Annotated in this window: 14 protein-coding genes; 12 read left to right on the top strand and 2 right to left on the bottom strand. The window is 60.9% G+C overall.

Annotated features, from left to right (window positions below):
- Nucleotides 1–429: 429 nt before the first annotated feature.
- The gene (locus tag HWU94_RS07945) at nt 430–915 is read right to left on the bottom strand and encodes a hypothetical protein (RefSeq protein WP_185173248.1); all 486 of its coding nucleotides are present in this window, start codon (nt 913–915) and stop codon (nt 430–432) included.
- Nucleotides 916–954: 39 nt separating this feature from the next.
- Nucleotides 955–1,548 (bottom strand): Panacea domain-containing protein, encoded by a 594-nt coding sequence (locus tag HWU94_RS07940; RefSeq protein WP_185173247.1) that lies wholly within the window; start codon nt 1,546–1,548, stop codon nt 955–957.
- Nucleotides 1,549–1,756: 208 nt separating this feature from the next.
- Between HWU94_RS07940 and HWU94_RS07935 the strand changes: the two genes are divergently transcribed.
- The 12 genes from HWU94_RS07935 to argF all read left to right on the top strand — a co-directional run bounded on the left by HWU94_RS07935 (nt 1,757) and on the right by argF (nt 14,862).
- Nucleotides 1,757–2,692 carry an RNA methyltransferase gene (locus HWU94_RS07935; RefSeq protein ID WP_185173246.1) on the top strand — a complete coding sequence of 312 codons (936 nt, stop codon included), beginning with the start codon at nt 1,757–1,759 and terminating at the stop codon, nt 2,690–2,692.
- A complete protein-coding gene (locus HWU94_RS07930) occupies nt 2,692–3,135 on the top strand; it encodes a (deoxy)nucleoside triphosphate pyrophosphohydrolase (protein ID WP_185173245.1) in 444 nt (147 codons plus the stop codon). Before HWU94_RS07935 ends, HWU94_RS07930 begins: the two co-directional genes overlap by 1 nt.
- 299 nt (nt 3,136–3,434) lie before the next feature.
- The gene (locus HWU94_RS07925; RefSeq protein ID WP_185173244.1) at nt 3,435–3,575 is read left to right on the top strand and encodes a hypothetical protein; all 141 of its coding nucleotides are present in this window, start codon (nt 3,435–3,437) and stop codon (nt 3,573–3,575) included.
- Between the two features lie 123 nt (nt 3,576–3,698).
- Nucleotides 3,699–4,124, top strand: coding sequence for a hypothetical protein (locus tag HWU94_RS07920; protein ID WP_185173243.1), 426 nt, complete (start codon nt 3,699–3,701; stop codon nt 4,122–4,124).
- A gap of 249 nt (nt 4,125–4,373) precedes the next feature.
- Nucleotides 4,374–5,501 carry a phenylalanine--tRNA ligase subunit alpha gene (pheS, locus tag HWU94_RS07915; RefSeq protein ID WP_185173242.1) on the top strand — a complete coding sequence of 376 codons (1,128 nt, stop codon included), beginning with the start codon at nt 4,374–4,376 and terminating at the stop codon, nt 5,499–5,501.
- A gap of 3 nt (nt 5,502–5,504) precedes the next feature.
- Nucleotides 5,505–8,057, top strand: a complete 2,553-nt coding sequence (pheT, locus tag HWU94_RS07910) for a phenylalanine--tRNA ligase subunit beta (RefSeq protein WP_185173241.1) — start codon at nt 5,505–5,507, stop codon at nt 8,055–8,057.
- A 233-nt stretch (nt 8,058–8,290) separates the two neighbouring features.
- Nucleotides 8,291–8,959 (top strand): hypothetical protein, encoded by a 669-nt coding sequence (locus HWU94_RS07905; RefSeq protein WP_185173240.1) that lies wholly within the window; start codon nt 8,291–8,293, stop codon nt 8,957–8,959.
- Nucleotides 8,960–9,170: 211 nt separating this feature from the next.
- Nucleotides 9,171–10,214, top strand: coding sequence for an N-acetyl-gamma-glutamyl-phosphate reductase (argC, locus tag HWU94_RS07900; protein ID WP_185173239.1), 1,044 nt, complete (start codon nt 9,171–9,173; stop codon nt 10,212–10,214).
- Complete coding sequence (gene argJ, locus HWU94_RS07895) at nt 10,211–11,428, top strand: bifunctional glutamate N-acetyltransferase/amino-acid acetyltransferase ArgJ (RefSeq protein ID WP_244955929.1); 1,218 nt, start codon at nt 10,211–10,213, stop codon at nt 11,426–11,428. Before argC ends, argJ begins: the two co-directional genes overlap by 4 nt.
- Nucleotides 11,429–11,441: 13 nt before the next feature.
- Nucleotides 11,442–12,452: an acetylglutamate kinase gene (gene argB, locus HWU94_RS07890; RefSeq protein WP_185173238.1), complete on the top strand. Its 1,011-nt coding sequence runs from the start codon at nt 11,442–11,444 to the stop codon at nt 12,450–12,452.
- Between the two features lie 8 nt (nt 12,453–12,460).
- Nucleotides 12,461–13,678, top strand: coding sequence for an acetylornithine transaminase (locus HWU94_RS07885; protein WP_185173237.1), 1,218 nt, complete (start codon nt 12,461–12,463; stop codon nt 13,676–13,678).
- 227 nt (nt 13,679–13,905) lie between these two features.
- Nucleotides 13,906–14,862, top strand: a complete 957-nt coding sequence (gene argF / locus HWU94_RS07880; RefSeq protein WP_185173236.1) for an ornithine carbamoyltransferase — start codon at nt 13,906–13,908, stop codon at nt 14,860–14,862.
- Nucleotides 14,863–14,864 lie beyond the last annotated feature (2 nt).

Raw genomic sequence — 14,864 nt, 5'->3', positions numbered from 1 at the left:
GGGGTGCTCTTGTCGAGACTATCTACACCCCTCAACATCATAACTTTTCGCTTACCAATTCGTTATCCCCATAAGCTGATACCTCAACTCAGGTGGGCGTAAGCAATGCCTTGCCAGCAGCTACACGCCATGAGAGGTTAACTCTCTTTAACCTGAGCAACAGACCGGCGCAACATGCTCACCTTGGCCTTGGAATAAAACGGGTCTATCGACACCTCAAAGGGAATCCTATGTTCCCTCACCATCTTCATTGTCTCAGGCTTACCCCACCCCACCGCGTCCTTGCCATTCGCAGCCTTAAAGAGATCCAGCCCACCACCACCTCCAAGAGGTGGTGCGGGCTGAACGGTTAAGAAAAGACTACTACTCAGCTAGCAAAGCAAACAGGCCTATCTCCTTGAACTTCAACAGATTTATTTGCTTCTCGGGCTAGTTCTCCTCAAGAAGGTCTTTAGCTTTCCTCTTTGCTCTCTCGCTGACCTGGGGACTAGCAACCACAGCCCTTAAAATCTGAAACAAGAATCTCAGGTTGCTCTCGTCCAGATAACTTGGGCTGACCATCTCAAATTCTCCCCTCTTCAAATCTTCAAGCGATAAAGAATGAACCGCATTGCAGTTCACCATTGTCTCCCGAGGGAAGTACGGGGTCTGACCACCAGGAATAACCACATAGGTATCTTCCGGGCGAACACCAGGAAACGCCCCTAAAGTTCTATGAATATTCGCCTTCCAACGTGACACCTTAGAACTACCATTTACCACGTAGTACAACTGCTGGCGTTTCTCATCAACACCTACAACAATGAAATGATGGCCCACCTCGCGGTTCGCAGGAAAGGGCTTTTCGCCACGAAACTTAAAGACGGCGCCTACACGAACAGACAACGCCCATAAATCAAGATTCTTCTCAAGCACAGCAAGCTCCCACCAAACGACTACTTACGCGGTTGCTAGCTAAGAATGATCTAAAACAAAAATATCGTGGGCAGCTTCTAGAGTCTGTTCATCCTGTGCAAAAAAAGAGTCGCTCTCAGGGTTCAAAAAGAAATCCTCAAGAGACATTGCCCGGCGGCTCTTAGGCTGAAGCTCGAAAAAACCTTCAAACTTCGACCACTCCGGGTACTGATGGGTAATCGAATTCGCCAAATAGAAGGGGTCAAAGCCCTTAAAAGTCTCCCACGACTTCTGAATCATCATTTTCTCAGAGGGCGACAACAAATCGTCACCGCATGAAGACTTCAGCGAAACCTCATGATTCGTGAAGTCAATAAATTCTTCAACAAACTGACGCTGATCCGGGGAAAGCAACGAATACCCGGTGCCAGATTCACGAATAACATCAAGCCCCTCAGAAGCCACAGGGCCATTCTTCATCGCAACATAGGTATCGCCAGTAACAGTCCGGCCAAACTGACGCAGGTGAAAACGGTCAGCAGCCCACACAAGCTTCATCAACTTTAAATGATTCACAGAAGACAAACCCTCATTGTGGGCATGGCAAAGGAACTGCTCAAAAATCTGAACATACTTTTCAAGATCAGTTTTCAAGATAACTCCTTACCATCAACCTGATAGCTGGGCGACGTTGACCAGAAAAGGGCGCGAAAAATACAGGTTTCGTGTCTACTACCTTACCAAGCACAGCTAACTCTGTCTGTGTCCCCGCACCCACTTTCTAACAAGAGCAAACCCGCCCCACAGCGTCCTTCCCCACAATCTGACTGGCCAGCAAACTAGCCGTGAGACAATAGACCCTATGGACTTCAAAGAACGCCTCAGCACCCCCGTCGTCATGGAAAACCCCCAGGCAGACCGCGTCAAAGACATCGCCAAGCTTGCCACCCGGGCAGCCCGCACCAAGACCGGGCACTTCCTGGTCGAGGGGCCGCAGGCCGTCCGCGAAGCCCTCAAAGCCCACCAGACCAAGCCCCTGCTCGACGCCGTCTACATCACCGAGCGTGCCTTCGACCGTCACCCCGACATCGTTGACCTGCTCGAAGGCGTCCACGGCACCCCCACCCCCGAGCCCGGCCGCAAGGTCTTCATGCGCATGGTGACCGAGCCCGTCCTCGCCGCCATGGCAGAGTCCGTCAGCCCCCAGGGCATCATTGCCGTTGCCTTCCAGAACGACATCGCTCCCTCCGACATCTGGGGCGAGGGCGCCATCAACCCCAAGCTCATCGCCGTCCTTGCCCGTGTTCAGGACCCCGGCAACGCAGGCACCATCCTGCGTGCCGCCGACGCCGCCGGCGCTGACCTCATCGTCACCACCAAGGGCGCAGTTGACCTCTACAACCCCAAGGCAGTGCGCTCCACCGCAGGCTCCCTCTTCCACGTGCCCGTTCTCCAGGGCATCGACCTCGAAGACTTCGCCGAAGACGCCAAGGCCCAGGGCATCGGCGTGCTCGCAGCGGACGGCTACGGTCGAGTCTCCCTCGACGACCTCCAGGACGCCGCCTTCGCCCTGCGCAACGGCGTCGAACCCCGCAAGAAGGTTAAGTACGACCTGGCCAAGCCCACCATGTGGCTCTTCGGAAACGAGGCTGCGGGTCTAAGTGACGAAGAAAAAGCCGCCGCCTCCCTGCGCGTGGCCGTGCCCCTGCGCGGTGCCGCCGAATCGCTGAACGTCGGCATGGCAGCTGGCGTCTGCCTCTTCGCCTCATCCCTGGCCCAGAACCGCAAGGGCGACTAGTGGGGGAGCACACCAACACCGTCTACCCGGTGCAGGTGGTCGGGGCTGCCATCGTCGATTCCCTGGCTACTCCCACCCGCCTGCTGGTCGGCCAGCGCTCAGCCCCGCCCGCGCTCGCGGGCCTGTGGGAGTTCCCCGGCGGTAAGGTCGAACCCGGCGAAGCATGCGAGGAGGCCCTGCTGCGTGAACTCCGCGAAGAGCTTGGCATCACCGCCCGGCTCGGTACTGAAATCACCGGCCCCCACCCCCAGGGCTGGGTGCTGAACGAGAAGGCCGCTATGCGGGTTTGGTTTGCAGAAATTACGGACGGACGCGCCACCGCCCTGCAAGACCACGCTGAGTTACGCTGGGTCCAGCTTGATGCCACGGTGCTGGAGCTGCCCTGGATTCCCGCTGACTTTCCTATTGTCGAGGAGCTGCTGGCGGGCGTCCGCGCCGCCTAACCTGTAGCGAAGCGTAATAGAACCTGCCCCAGTGAGAATATAAGGTGTCTGACTTTTATCTCCGGTGTGATGTGTAGTACGCAACACATCTTTTACATGGAGGTTTAGACATGTTGCAGACACCCTACGGAACTAATGATTACTCCGCGCCGAACGATACCCAAGCCATGTATATGGGCGGTTAGCCCGAATTTGGGCAGCAGCCGGTAGCTCCCGACGCTGAGCAGAAGCACAAGCGCTCACAGGTCATTCTCTTAGCTACAGCTGTTGTTTACCTGCTGGTGCAGGTGCTAAGTTACGTGCTGACACCCGCAACCTCGGCGCTGGGCTCAATCTATATTTCGATTATTGTTGTTGCACTCTGCGTTCTGTGGCTGGTTCTGGCCATCGTCTGGATTGTTGCGGTATCGAATAAGTCCGTTGCTTCAATCTTGCGCTAGACCTTATCTTCAAGCTGTGATGGGCCCTCCGGTTGATCCGGAGGGTCCATTTCTGTGCGAGCTTCATAATCTTGAACCGTGGCCGGCTGGTCACTACCCTGAAAGAAAGGAGGCTGATGATTTATGAAAGACAAAGAGAAACAGCAACTGGCCTTTAGTAGGGGAGAGGTGCCCACGGTTATCCGAGTAATGCAGGGCATTTTAGTGCTGTCGGGTATCGCTTACCTGACGCTAACGGTTACTTCCCTTGATATCAGCGGTACACGAGGAATCGTGAGTGCTGTTATTTCAATCGCCCTCACCTCTTTGCTCTATATCTGGGTTATCCGCCGCACTGGTACCTGGCAAAAAGCAGGAGCCGCTAACCTGCTCGGGCTTGTCTGTACCATCATCAGCACTGTTTCGCTTCTTTCACTTATCTGGGTTACGCCCCCTGCTGTCGGCCCAATGGCTATAACCGGGTTCCTGGTGTGGTCCCTAGCCAACCTGACCTGGCTTGCCCTAACCTTCACTCCTAGCGCTCGGGTTTTCTTCGAGAGGGTAAGGTGAAGCAGGCTCGCAGCGAAGCTGCTGGCTCGGCGGCTGGCGTGAATCGCTTGTGAGCGTTAGCGAACCAGCGAGAGGGTCGGCAGCGAGCGCGATCCTGCTTCACCTTCCGGTAAGTCTTTTCTCACTAGATTCGCATCGTTCACTAGCTAGACAGCCACAGCGCCCGGTCGGTATTTGCACTAAACTATTGTCTTGATGCCCTGGGCGCGGTAAGCGCCCGTTTCGCCCACAATGTGAAGAGAAGTGCAGATGACTGATTCTTTGCCCGAGGTGCCTGAGAACCCCACACCCTTCCAGGTGCTGGCTAACATTCGCGCCATTCTAGAAAAAGACCCCGAGAACGGTCTGGCGACCGTCCGCGAAGCCTTCACCGCCGAGTTTGAGCGTGCGCAGAAGGAAATCGCTGAAAAAACCGCTGACTTCGAAGAACTTAAGCGCGTGCGCCTGGATTTCACCGGCGATAAGGCTGGCTTCACCCTGGCTAATAAGCAGATGCGTGATCTGCGTAAGGAGCACAAGGCTGAGGTGGGTAAGCTCATGGGCCAGGCGCGCGGACGCCTGACTAAGGCTCTTGAGGCCCGTAACGCTGAGCTGGAAGAAGAGCGCGACGCTCGCATTCTGGTTGAAGAGGCTGTGGACGTCACTGCCCACACTCCCCGCCGCCGTATCGGTGGCCGCCACCCCATCAGCGTCCTGCAGGAGCAGATGTGCGATATCTTTGTGGGCATGGGCTGGGAGATTGCCGACGGCCCCGAACTTGAGTCAGAGTGGTACAACTTTGATTCGCTGAATTTCAAGCCTGACCACCCGGCGCGTGAACTGCAGGATACCTTCTTCGTGGAGCCTACTAGCGCCCACCTGATGCTGCGCACTCACACCTCACCGGTGCAGATGCGTTCCCTGCTGTCTCGTGACCTACCCCTGTATGTGGTCTGCCCCGGCCAGGTCTACCGCACCGACGAGCTCGATGCCACCCACACCCCGGTCTTCCACCAGATTGAGGGCCTAGCCGTCGATAAGGGCCTGACTATGGCCGACCTCAAGGGCACCCTGGAGCACATGGCCCGTGCCATGTTCGGTGAAGAGGCAAAGATTCGTCTGCGCCCCAACTACTTCCCCTTCACTGAGCCCTCGGCCGAGCTGGACGTCTGGCACCCGGACGCCAAGGGCGGCCCCCGCTGGATTGAGTGGGGCGGCTGCGGCATGGTCAACCCCAACGTGCTGCGAGCAGCCGGTGTTGACCCCGAAGTTTACTCAGGTTTCGCTTTTGGTATGGGCATCGAACGTACCCTCATGTTCCGCAACGGCGTGCAGGATATGCGCGACATGATTGAAGGCGACGTCCGTTTCTCACAGCAGTTCAAGATGGAGATCTAACCCATGCGCGTACCCCTTTCCTGGCTGCGTGAATACGCACCCGTTCCGGCCGACGCAAGTGCCGAAGATGTTATGGCTACCCTGGTCAAGGTTGGCCTTGAAGAAGAAGATGTTCACCGCCCGACCGATGAGCTGACTGGCCCCATCGTGGTGGGTCAGGTGCTCTCGATGGAGCCCGAAACCCACTCCAACGGTAAGACCGTTAACTGGTGCCAGGTGCGCGTTGTGCCCGAGGGGCAGAAGCAGACCCTGACCGGTAAGGGCATTGAAGAGTCCGGCGTGCAGGGCATTATCTGCGGCGCCCACAACTTCAAGCCCGGGGATAAGGTCGTTGTCACCCTGCCCGGCGCTGTACTGCCCGGCGGCTTCGCTATTACCGCCCGCAAGACCTACGGCCACAAGTCAGCTGGCATGATCGCCTCTGTCAAGGAGCTCGGTATCGGTGAGGACCACGGCGGCATTCTGGTGCTCTCCACCTTGGGGCTTGACCCCGAGGTCGGCACCGACGCTATGGAGCTGCTGGGCCTCTACGACGAAGCCGCTGAAGTTAACGTAACCCCCGACCGCGGCTACGGCTTCTCCATTCGCGGTATCGCCCGCGAATACTGCCATGCTACCGGCAACGACTTCGACGACTTCGTCCTCGACCTGGCCGCCAAGGCGCCCGCTGCCAACAGCGCGGGTCTGCCTGTCACCCTGACCGACTCAGCACCCATTCACGGTAAGGACGGCGCCACCCGCTTCGTTGCCCGCTCTGTTAGCGGCGTCGACGCAACTGCCCCCGTCCCCACTTGGATGTCCTCCCGCCTGCGCCTTGCGGGCGTCCGCTCTGTCTCCCTGCCGGTTGATATCTCGAACTACGTCATGCTCGAAACCGGCCAGCCCCTGCACTTCTACGATGCAGACAAGCTGGCAGGCGGCATCACCGTGCGTCGTGCCGAAGCTGGCGAGAAGCTCACCACCCTGGACGAGAAGGAGCGCGAGCTCAACATCGAAGACCTGCTGATTACCGACGAGTCCGGCCCCATCGGCCTGGCAGGTGTGATGGGCGGAGCTTCCACCGAGGTCTCTGATTCAACCACCCGTATCGTCATTGAGGCAGCCCGTTTCGACGAGGTCTCCATCGCCCGCACCGCCCGCCGCCACAAGCTCTCATCTGAGGCGTCCAAGCGTTTTGAGCGCGGCGTTGACCCCCAGATTCAGGCTGCTGCCGCCCAGCGCGCCGTTGACCTGCTGGTAGAGCTGGCAGGCGCAACCGTCGATGAGGGCGTGACGGACGCCGGTGGCAGCTTCGAGCCCACCGTCATCTCCCTGCCCGCCGACTACACCGCAGGCCGCATTGGCATTGACTACACCGAAGAGCAGATTGTTGGCTCTCTGGGGCAGATTGGCGCCAGCGTTGAGGTGGCCGAGGGTTCCTACGAGGTTACCGTGCCCTCATGGCGCACCGACCTGGGTGCCAAGGAAGATTTGACCGAGGAAGTTGCCCGCCTGGTGGGCTACGATAAGATTCCCTCGACCCTGCCCGTGGCCCCTCCCGGCCGCGGCTACACCGTCGAGCAGACCCTGCGCCGCCGGGCTCTGAACGCCCTGGCAGCATCGGGCCTGACCGAGGTCTTTGCCTACCCCTTCGTCTCTGACGAAGATAACAATCTCTGGGCGTCCCCTGTCGCCGGTGAAAAGGTGGATTCTATCCGCCTGGCTAACCCCATCTCGTCCGCTCAGGGCTGGATGCGTCGCTCCCTGCTGCCGGGTCTGACCGAGGTACTCTCCCGCAACCTCTCCCGCGGCTTCAAGAACCTGGCCATCTACGAGACCGGTTCTGTCTTTATTCCCGGCACCCAGCTGGGGTCAGCCTCAATTCCCGGCCTGGGCGTCAAGCCCGCCGACGAGGTTCTGGCCGACCTGAATGCCGGTATTCCCGACCAGCCCCGCCACATCGCCGGCCTCTTCTCGGGTGCTGAGCACGATGAAACCCCGGGGGCAACCGCCCGTGCCTTTGACTGGCGCGATGCCCTCGACTCCGTGCTCCTGGTTGCCGATGCCGCTGGCGTGAAGCTCACCGTTGCCAATGGCGAGCACCAGGCCTTCCACCCCGGCCGTACCGCCGTGCTCAAGAACGATGCCGGTGACGTCATCGCCTACGCCGGTGAACTGCACCCCAAGCTGCTGGCTAAGCTCAACCTGCCCGAGCGCACCAGCGCCTTCGAGCTCAACTTCACCGCCCTGATCGCTGAGGCAGGCGAGGCAGTGCAGGCCACCGGTATCTCCGGCTACCCGGCTGCCAACCAGGACGTCGCCCTGGTCGTCGATGCCGCAGTTCCTGCCGCTGACCTTGCCGCTACCCTGGCTGAGGGCGCAGGGGAGCTGCTCGAGGACGTCCGCGTCTTTGACGACTACCGCGGCACCGGTATCGAAGAGGGCAAGAAGTCACTGGCTTTTGCCCTGCGCTTCCGCGCCACCGACCGCACCCTGACCGCTGATGAGGCCTCTGAGGCCCGTGAGGCCGGTGTAGCCCTGGCCGCCGAACGCTTCGGCGCGGTTCAGCGAGCCTAAGGCCCGCACAAACCCCAGATTCGGGTAGAGCCCGGCGGACGCGCGTCCGCCGGGCTTTTTCTGTGTAACTGGCCTGCCGGGTAGGTGCTTGAGCGAAGAGAGCCAGTTTTCTGGGTGGTGGCGCTGAAAAGGCTGGGCGGTCGGTGAGACAGATAAGCCTTTTGGGAGCTGACGCGGTAGAATGGACTTCCGCCTTTGTATAGGCAATCACATACAACCTCTGGAGATGCACCGTGAGCGATCAGCGCTACCTCGAAGACCACGACAACTTCGACGAAGATGACCGCACCAACGACTTCTTCACCTTCGCAGAAGAGGAAGAAGACTACGAGGAACCCCGCGGCCCGCTCGGCCCCAAACTGGCAGCTGCCGGCATCATGATTCTCGCGTCAATCTTCGCGATTATTCTGCTGATTGGCGGTATTCGCACCTTCAACGAGGCCCGCGCTAACGAGGGCTACGAGGGGCGCACCTGGGTGATGACTGGCACCTTTGAGAAGGTCACTAGCGACCTGCAGGGTGATAAGAACGTTGCCATCTACACCGGCATTCTGCCCGATAACACCGCTATGACCGGTAAAACCTTCATCTCTGATATTGCCGACCCGGCACAGGTTAACCCGGGCTCTACCGTGGAGTTCCGCGGCTCCCAGACCGGCACCGTCAGCGCTGACTTCCCCGAGACCGTTGATGCCCTGCTGGTGCAGACCGGAGACGCTAACCTCACCGTGGCTCGTACCGGTGATGAGGGGAGCCTGGTTCCGGTGACCGAAGATACCGTTGCATCGCAGAAGCGAAGCGCCATGCTGCGTCTTGCCGGTGCGATTCTGGTCTTTGGCGCCGGTGTTGCTGGTACCGTCATGATGATTCGCAAGCGCAAGAGTACTGAGGTGCTCGACTAGGTTGAGCTGGTCCCCCTCACCTTCACAACTAAGGGGACCGCATTTTCAAAAAGGGACCGCAAATTATGCGGTCCCTTTTTGGCTTTCAGGTCCCCTTGCGGGGGATGGGGGCGAGCGGACGTGCGTGGCCGGCTTGGCGCCTGATGGTTCACATTGCGAAACGTAGTGCATAAATATTTACCGTTATGCAAAAACATGCAAATATAGTGCTATGACTATTACCGTAGCTGTCACAGGAGCCACCGGGTACGCCGGTGGCGAGATTTTGCGCCTACTGGCAACCCACCCCCACGTTGAGGTGAAAACCGTGGCCGCGCACTCGTCCGCTGGTTCCCGCCTGGGTGACCTCGCCCTCCACCTTCGTGCCTACGCCGACCTGGTCGTTGCCGACACCACCGCCGAGGCCCTGAGCGGGCACGATGTTGTCTTCATGGCCCTACCCCACGGCGCCAGCGCCGAGATCGCAGCCCAGCTACCCGAGAACACCCTGGTCATCGATGCTGGGGCAGACCACCGCCTTGACAGCGCGGACGCCTGGGAAAAGTTCTACGGTTCTGCACACTCCGGCACCTGGCCCTACGGCCTACCCGAGCTGCCCACCGCCACCGGCAAACAGCGCGATTATCTCGTGGGCACCAAACGGGTTGCGGTGCCCGGGTGCTACCCCACGGCGTCCATCCTGGCTCTAGCTCCCGGTTTTGCCGCCGGCCTGCTCGAACCCACCGATGTGGTCATCGTTGCTGCTTCAGGTACCTCAGGGGCAGGGAAGAGCCTCAAGCCCCACCTGCTTTCTGCCGAGGTCATGGGCGGAATGAGCCCCTACGGGGTCGGTGGCTCCCACCGGCACACCCCCGAAATCGAAGAGAAGCTCACCCACATCGCGGGGGAGCAGGTGCAGATTTCCTTTACACCTACCCTCGCCCCCATGCCCCGCGGCATCCTCGCTACCGCAACCGCGCGCATCCGCCCCGGCGTGACTGAAGCCCAGCTCCGAGAAGCCTGGCAACAGGCCTACACCGACGAAAAGTTCGTACACCTGCTCCCCGAAGGGCAGTGGCCCACCACCAAGAGCGTACAGGGCTCCAACCATGCCGAAATGCAGCTGGCCTTCGATGCACACGCCGGGCGCGTGATCGTCACCAGCGTCATCGATAACCTAGCCAAGGGCACCGCCGGCGGTGCCATCCAATCCATGAACATTGCCCTCGGGCTCCCCGAAAACGCAGGTCTGCTCCAGGAAGGACTCACACCGTGACCGACACTATCCACCAGATCGAAGGCATCACCACCCAGGGCGTCACCTTCCCCCGGGGCTTCCGTGCCGCGGGCGTCCGCGCCGGAATCAGCGCTGTCGAGGGCAAAAAGGACATCGCCCTGGTCGTCAACGACGGGCCCGTCAAGCACGCTGCCGCTGTCTTTACCAGCAACCGCTTCGCCGCAGCCCCTGTGCTCTGGAGCCAGCAGGTCATCAGCGACGGCCGGGCCGACGCCGTCCTGCTCAACTCTGGCGGTGCCAACGCCTGCACCGGTGCCCCCGGCTTCCAAGACACACACGAATCTGCTGAACTCGTTGCCGACCTGCTCGGCGTCTCAGCCGGCGACGTGCTGGTGTGCTCCACCGGCCTCATCGGCGAGCGCCTGCCCATGGACAAGCTCACCGCGGGTGCAAAGGACGCCGCAGCCTCCCTGGGAGTAAGCTCTGGCTCTTCGCTGGCGGCGGCTGAAGCCATCATGACCACCGATACCGTCTCAAAGCAGGCCGCTATCGGTGTGGAAATCGAAGAGGGCGGCGCCTACCTCATCGGCGGTATGGCCAAGGGCGCAGGCATGCTGGCCCCGGGACTGGCAACCATGCTGGTGGTCATTACCACCGACGCTCTCATCTCACCCGATAACCTCGATACCGCCCTGCGCGAGGCCGTGCGTCTGAGCTTCAACCGGGCCGACTCCGACGGCTGCATGTCGACCAACGACACCGTTATCCTCATGAGCTCCGGCGCCTCCGATATCGAACCCGACCTGGGCGTCTTTACCGAAGCACTCACCAAGGTCTGCCAGGACCTCGCCCTGCAACTCATTGGGGACGCCGAGGGCGCCAGCCACGACATCCACGTGCGCACCCTGGGTGCCGCCAGCGAAGCAGACGCCGAAGAAGTCTCCCGGGCAGTATCCCGCTCCAACCTCTTCAAAACCGCCATCTTCGGCAACGACCCCAACTGGGGTCGCATCCTCTCCGAAGTCGGCACCACCTCAGCCACCTTCGACCCCGAAAACGTCAACGTCACGATCAACGGCGTACAGGTCTGCACCGGCGGCGGCATCGGCCAAGACCGCTCCCTCGTTAACCTCGCCGCAGACCGCAAAGTAACCGTCGACATCGACCTGGGCGCAGGCCAGCACGAAGCCACCATCTGGACCAACGACCTCACCCACGACTACGTCCACGAAAACTCGGCCTACTCCAGCTAACCGAAAGATCCCCATGGCAGAGCAAAAAAACGCCCACACCCGCTTCGACACCGCCCAGCAAAAAGCCAAAACCCTCATGGAAGCCCTACCCTGGATCCAACAGTTCCGGGGCAAAGTCATGGTCTTCAAATACGGGGGTAACGCCATGATCTCCGAGGAACTGCGTGCCGCCTTCGCCGAAGACATGGTCTTCTTACGAACCATCGGCATCTGCCCCGTCGTCGTGCACGGCGGCGGCCCCCAAATCACCGCCATGCTCACCAAACTCGGCATCGAAAGCGAGTTCCGCGGCGGCCTGCGCTACACCACCCCCGAAGCCATGGACGTCGTCCGCATGGTACTCACCGGCCAAGTAGCCCGCGAACTCGTCTCCCTCATCAACGCCCACGGCCCCTTCGCCGTCGCCATGAGCGGCGAGGACGGCGGGCTCCTACGCGCCCGCCGCATCGGCACCGTGGTGGACGGCCAAGAAGTCGACCTCGGCCTTGTCGGTGAAGTGGTCGGCGTGAACACCACCGCCATCATGTCCATGATCCAGGCCGGCAAAATCCCCGTCATCTCCTCCGTCGCCCCCGAAATGCACGATCCCGAAAAGTACCCCGAACACAACCACGGGCTTGCCGGGCTCACCGGAGAAATCCTCAACGTCAACGCAGATACCGCCGCCGCAGCCGTCGCCGCCGCCCTCGGAGCCGAAAAACTCGTCGTCCTCACCGACGTCGAAGGCCTCTACGCCAACTGGCCCGACAAAGACTCCCTCATCTCATCCCTCACCGTCAGCGAACTACGCGAGATGCTCCCCAGCCTGGTCTCCGGCATGATCCCAAAAATGAGCGCCTGCCTGCAGGCCGTAGAACAGGGCGTGCCCAGAGCCTCCATCGTCGACGGACGCCTCGCCCACTCGCCCCTGCTCGAAATCTTCACCGACCGCGGCATCGGCACCCAGCTCACCCCCGACCACGTCGACGACACCCCCTGGCACCACCCGGCCCCTGACTTCCAGGTCAAGCCGGTGACTTATTAGGACTACCCATGACACAAGAAAACCTCCTAGCCGACTACCGGAACGACCTCCTGGGGGTCTTTGGCGACCCCTCCCTGGTGCTGGTTTCGGGGCAGGGATCACGCGTGACGGACGCCGACGGGACCACCTACCTTGACCTACTCGGCGGTATCGCCGTCAACGCTCTTGGCCATGCCCACCCCGCCTGGGTAAAAGCCGTCAGCGAGCAGGCCGCAACCCTGGCCCACGTCTCCAACTTCTTCACCAGCCCCCAACAGATCTCCCTGGCCCACCGCCTGCTGGACTACCTGGGCACCGACTCGGGCCGGGTCTTCTTCTGCAACTCCGGCACCGAAGCCAACGAAGCCGCCTACAAACTCGCCCGCCGCCATGGCAACCTCCACGGTAAAGGCACCATCTTAGCCCTGGCCCACGGCTTCCACGGGCGCACCATCGGTGCCCTGTCCCTCACCTGGAAACCCGCCTACCGCCAGCCCTTCGAACCCCTCCCAACCGGCATCAAACACATTCCGGACACCCTCGAAGCCCTGGAAGAAAACCTCACCGACGATGTCGCGGCCCTTATCGTTGAACCCATCCAGGGGGAAGCCGGCGTCCTGCCCCTGCCCGCAGGCTACCTCACCCGCGCCCGCGAACTCACCCGTGCTCGCGGCGCCCTGCTCATCGTGGACGAAGTCCAAACCGGCATGGGTCGCACCGGCCGCTGGTTCGAACACTCCCGTGAACTAACCGGCGACAACCTGCCCGACGCCATCACCCTCGCCAAGGGCCTGGGTGGAGGCTTCCCCATCGGCGCTATGATCGTGGTCGGCGACGACAACGCCCGCACCCTCGAAGCAGGCATGCACGGCACAACCTTCGGCGGCAACCCCCTGGCCACCGCAGCGGCCACCGCAACCCTCGAAACCATCGAGGCTGAACATCTACTTGACTCCGCCGCCCAACGAGGCTCAACCTTCAGAGCCGCTATCGAAGAACTAGACGGCGTAGCAGAAACCAGGGGAGCGGGGCTACTCATCGGCATCGTCCTCACCGACGAGACCACCGACTCCGGTGCACCCCTGGCACCAGCCTTCGTGACCGCCGCCCGGGCAGCCGGCTTCATCGTCAATGCCCCGGACGCTCGAACCGTCCGCATCGCCCCCGCCCTCACTATCACCGACACCGAACTAGCAGAGTTCACGGTCGCCTTCCCCGCGATTCTGGCTGAGGCGCGACAGAAGTAAATGCAGATGGAAATGCAGATGCACGTCGCGGACGCCCTGTACGCCGACTGGCTGGGGCTGGCATGAATCACATGCGAGCGCTAGCGAGCCTGTGAGAAGGTTAGTCGGCAGAAGGGCGTCCGCGACGTGTACTTCTATCCATCTATTCACATACTGCATAACTATCAGTAACTATGCATATAATGAAAGGTCAGCTGAAACGCTGCCCCTACCCCTAGGAGAAAACCGTGGTCCGCCACTTCCTCAAAGACACCGACCTCACCCCCGCCGAGCAGGCGCAGGTGCTCGATTTGGCTGCCTCCATGAAGGCGGACCGTTACGGCTACAAGCCCCTGGCGGGCCCCCAGACCGCAGCCGTCATCTTTGATAAAACCTCGACCCGCACCCGCTTCTCCTTCCACACAGGTATCGCAGAACTCGGCGGCAACCCCCTGATCGTTAACCCCGGTGAAGCCCAGCTTGGCCACAAGGAAACCATCTCAGATACCGCCAAGGTTATCTCCCGCATGGTCTCCACCATCGTCTGGCGCACCTACGCCCAGGCGGGGCTCGAGGAGATGGCTGAGCACTCCCGCGTGCCCGTCATTAACGCCCTCTCCGACGACTACCACCCCTGCCAGATCCTCGCCGACCTGCTCACCATCCGCGAGCACAAGGGCAAGCTGACCGGCCTCACCATGGTTTACCTGGGCGATGCCGCCAACAACATGGCCAACTCCTACCTGCTCGGTGGCGCCACCGCGGGTATGCACGTTCGTATAGCTGGCCCCGAGGGCTACCTCCCCGCCGAATCCGTCGTCGCAGAAGCCCAGCAGCGAGCAGCCGAAACCGGCGGCTCAATCCTGGCCACCACCGACCCCGACCAGGCCCTGGCCGGTGCCGACGTCGTCATCACCGACACCTGGGTCTCCATGGGCCAAGAGGACGAAAAAGAAGCCCGCGCCCAGGTCTTCAAGCCCTACACCGTCAACACCGAGGCTATGAACAAGGCTGATTCCAGCGCTATCTTCCTCCACTGCCTCCCCGCCTACCGCGGCTACGAAGTCACCGCCAACGTCATCGACGGGCCCGCCTCCGTCGTCTTCGACGAAGCAGAAAACCGCCTCCACGCCCAAAAAGCCCTCATGGCCTTCCTGCTCGCCGAGTCCAACCTAGCCACCGACGTCCGCACCGCTCTTAGCTAAAC

It is taken from the genome of Rothia nasimurium (assembly GCF_014217215.1).
GTDB lineage: Bacteria > Actinomycetota > Actinomycetes > Actinomycetales > Micrococcaceae > Rothia > Rothia avistercoris.
The sequence above is the reverse complement of the archived record's forward strand: the minus strand, read 5'-3'. Positions and strand labels throughout refer to the sequence as shown.

Excerpts from the sequence above, each read along its gene's own strand:
- HWU94_RS07935 (WP_185173246.1), top strand. The coding sequence starts at position 1,757 with ATGGACTTCAAAGAACGCCTCAGCACCCCCGTCGTCATGGAAAACCCC.
- HWU94_RS07885 (WP_185173237.1), top strand. The coding sequence starts at position 12,461 with ATGACACAAGAAAACCTCCTAGCCGACTACCGGAACGACCTCCTGGGG.
- pheT (WP_185173241.1), top strand. The coding sequence starts at position 5,505 with ATGCGCGTACCCCTTTCCTGGCTGCGTGAATACGCACCCGTTCCGGCC.
- argC (WP_185173239.1), top strand. The coding sequence starts at position 9,171 with ATGACTATTACCGTAGCTGTCACAGGAGCCACCGGGTACGCCGGTGGC.
- HWU94_RS07920 (WP_185173243.1), top strand. The coding sequence starts at position 3,699 with ATGAAAGACAAAGAGAAACAGCAACTGGCCTTTAGTAGGGGAGAGGTG.
- pheS (WP_185173242.1), top strand. The coding sequence starts at position 4,374 with ATGACTGATTCTTTGCCCGAGGTGCCTGAGAACCCCACACCCTTCCAG.
- argB (WP_185173238.1), top strand. The coding sequence starts at position 11,442 with ATGGCAGAGCAAAAAAACGCCCACACCCGCTTCGACACCGCCCAGCAA.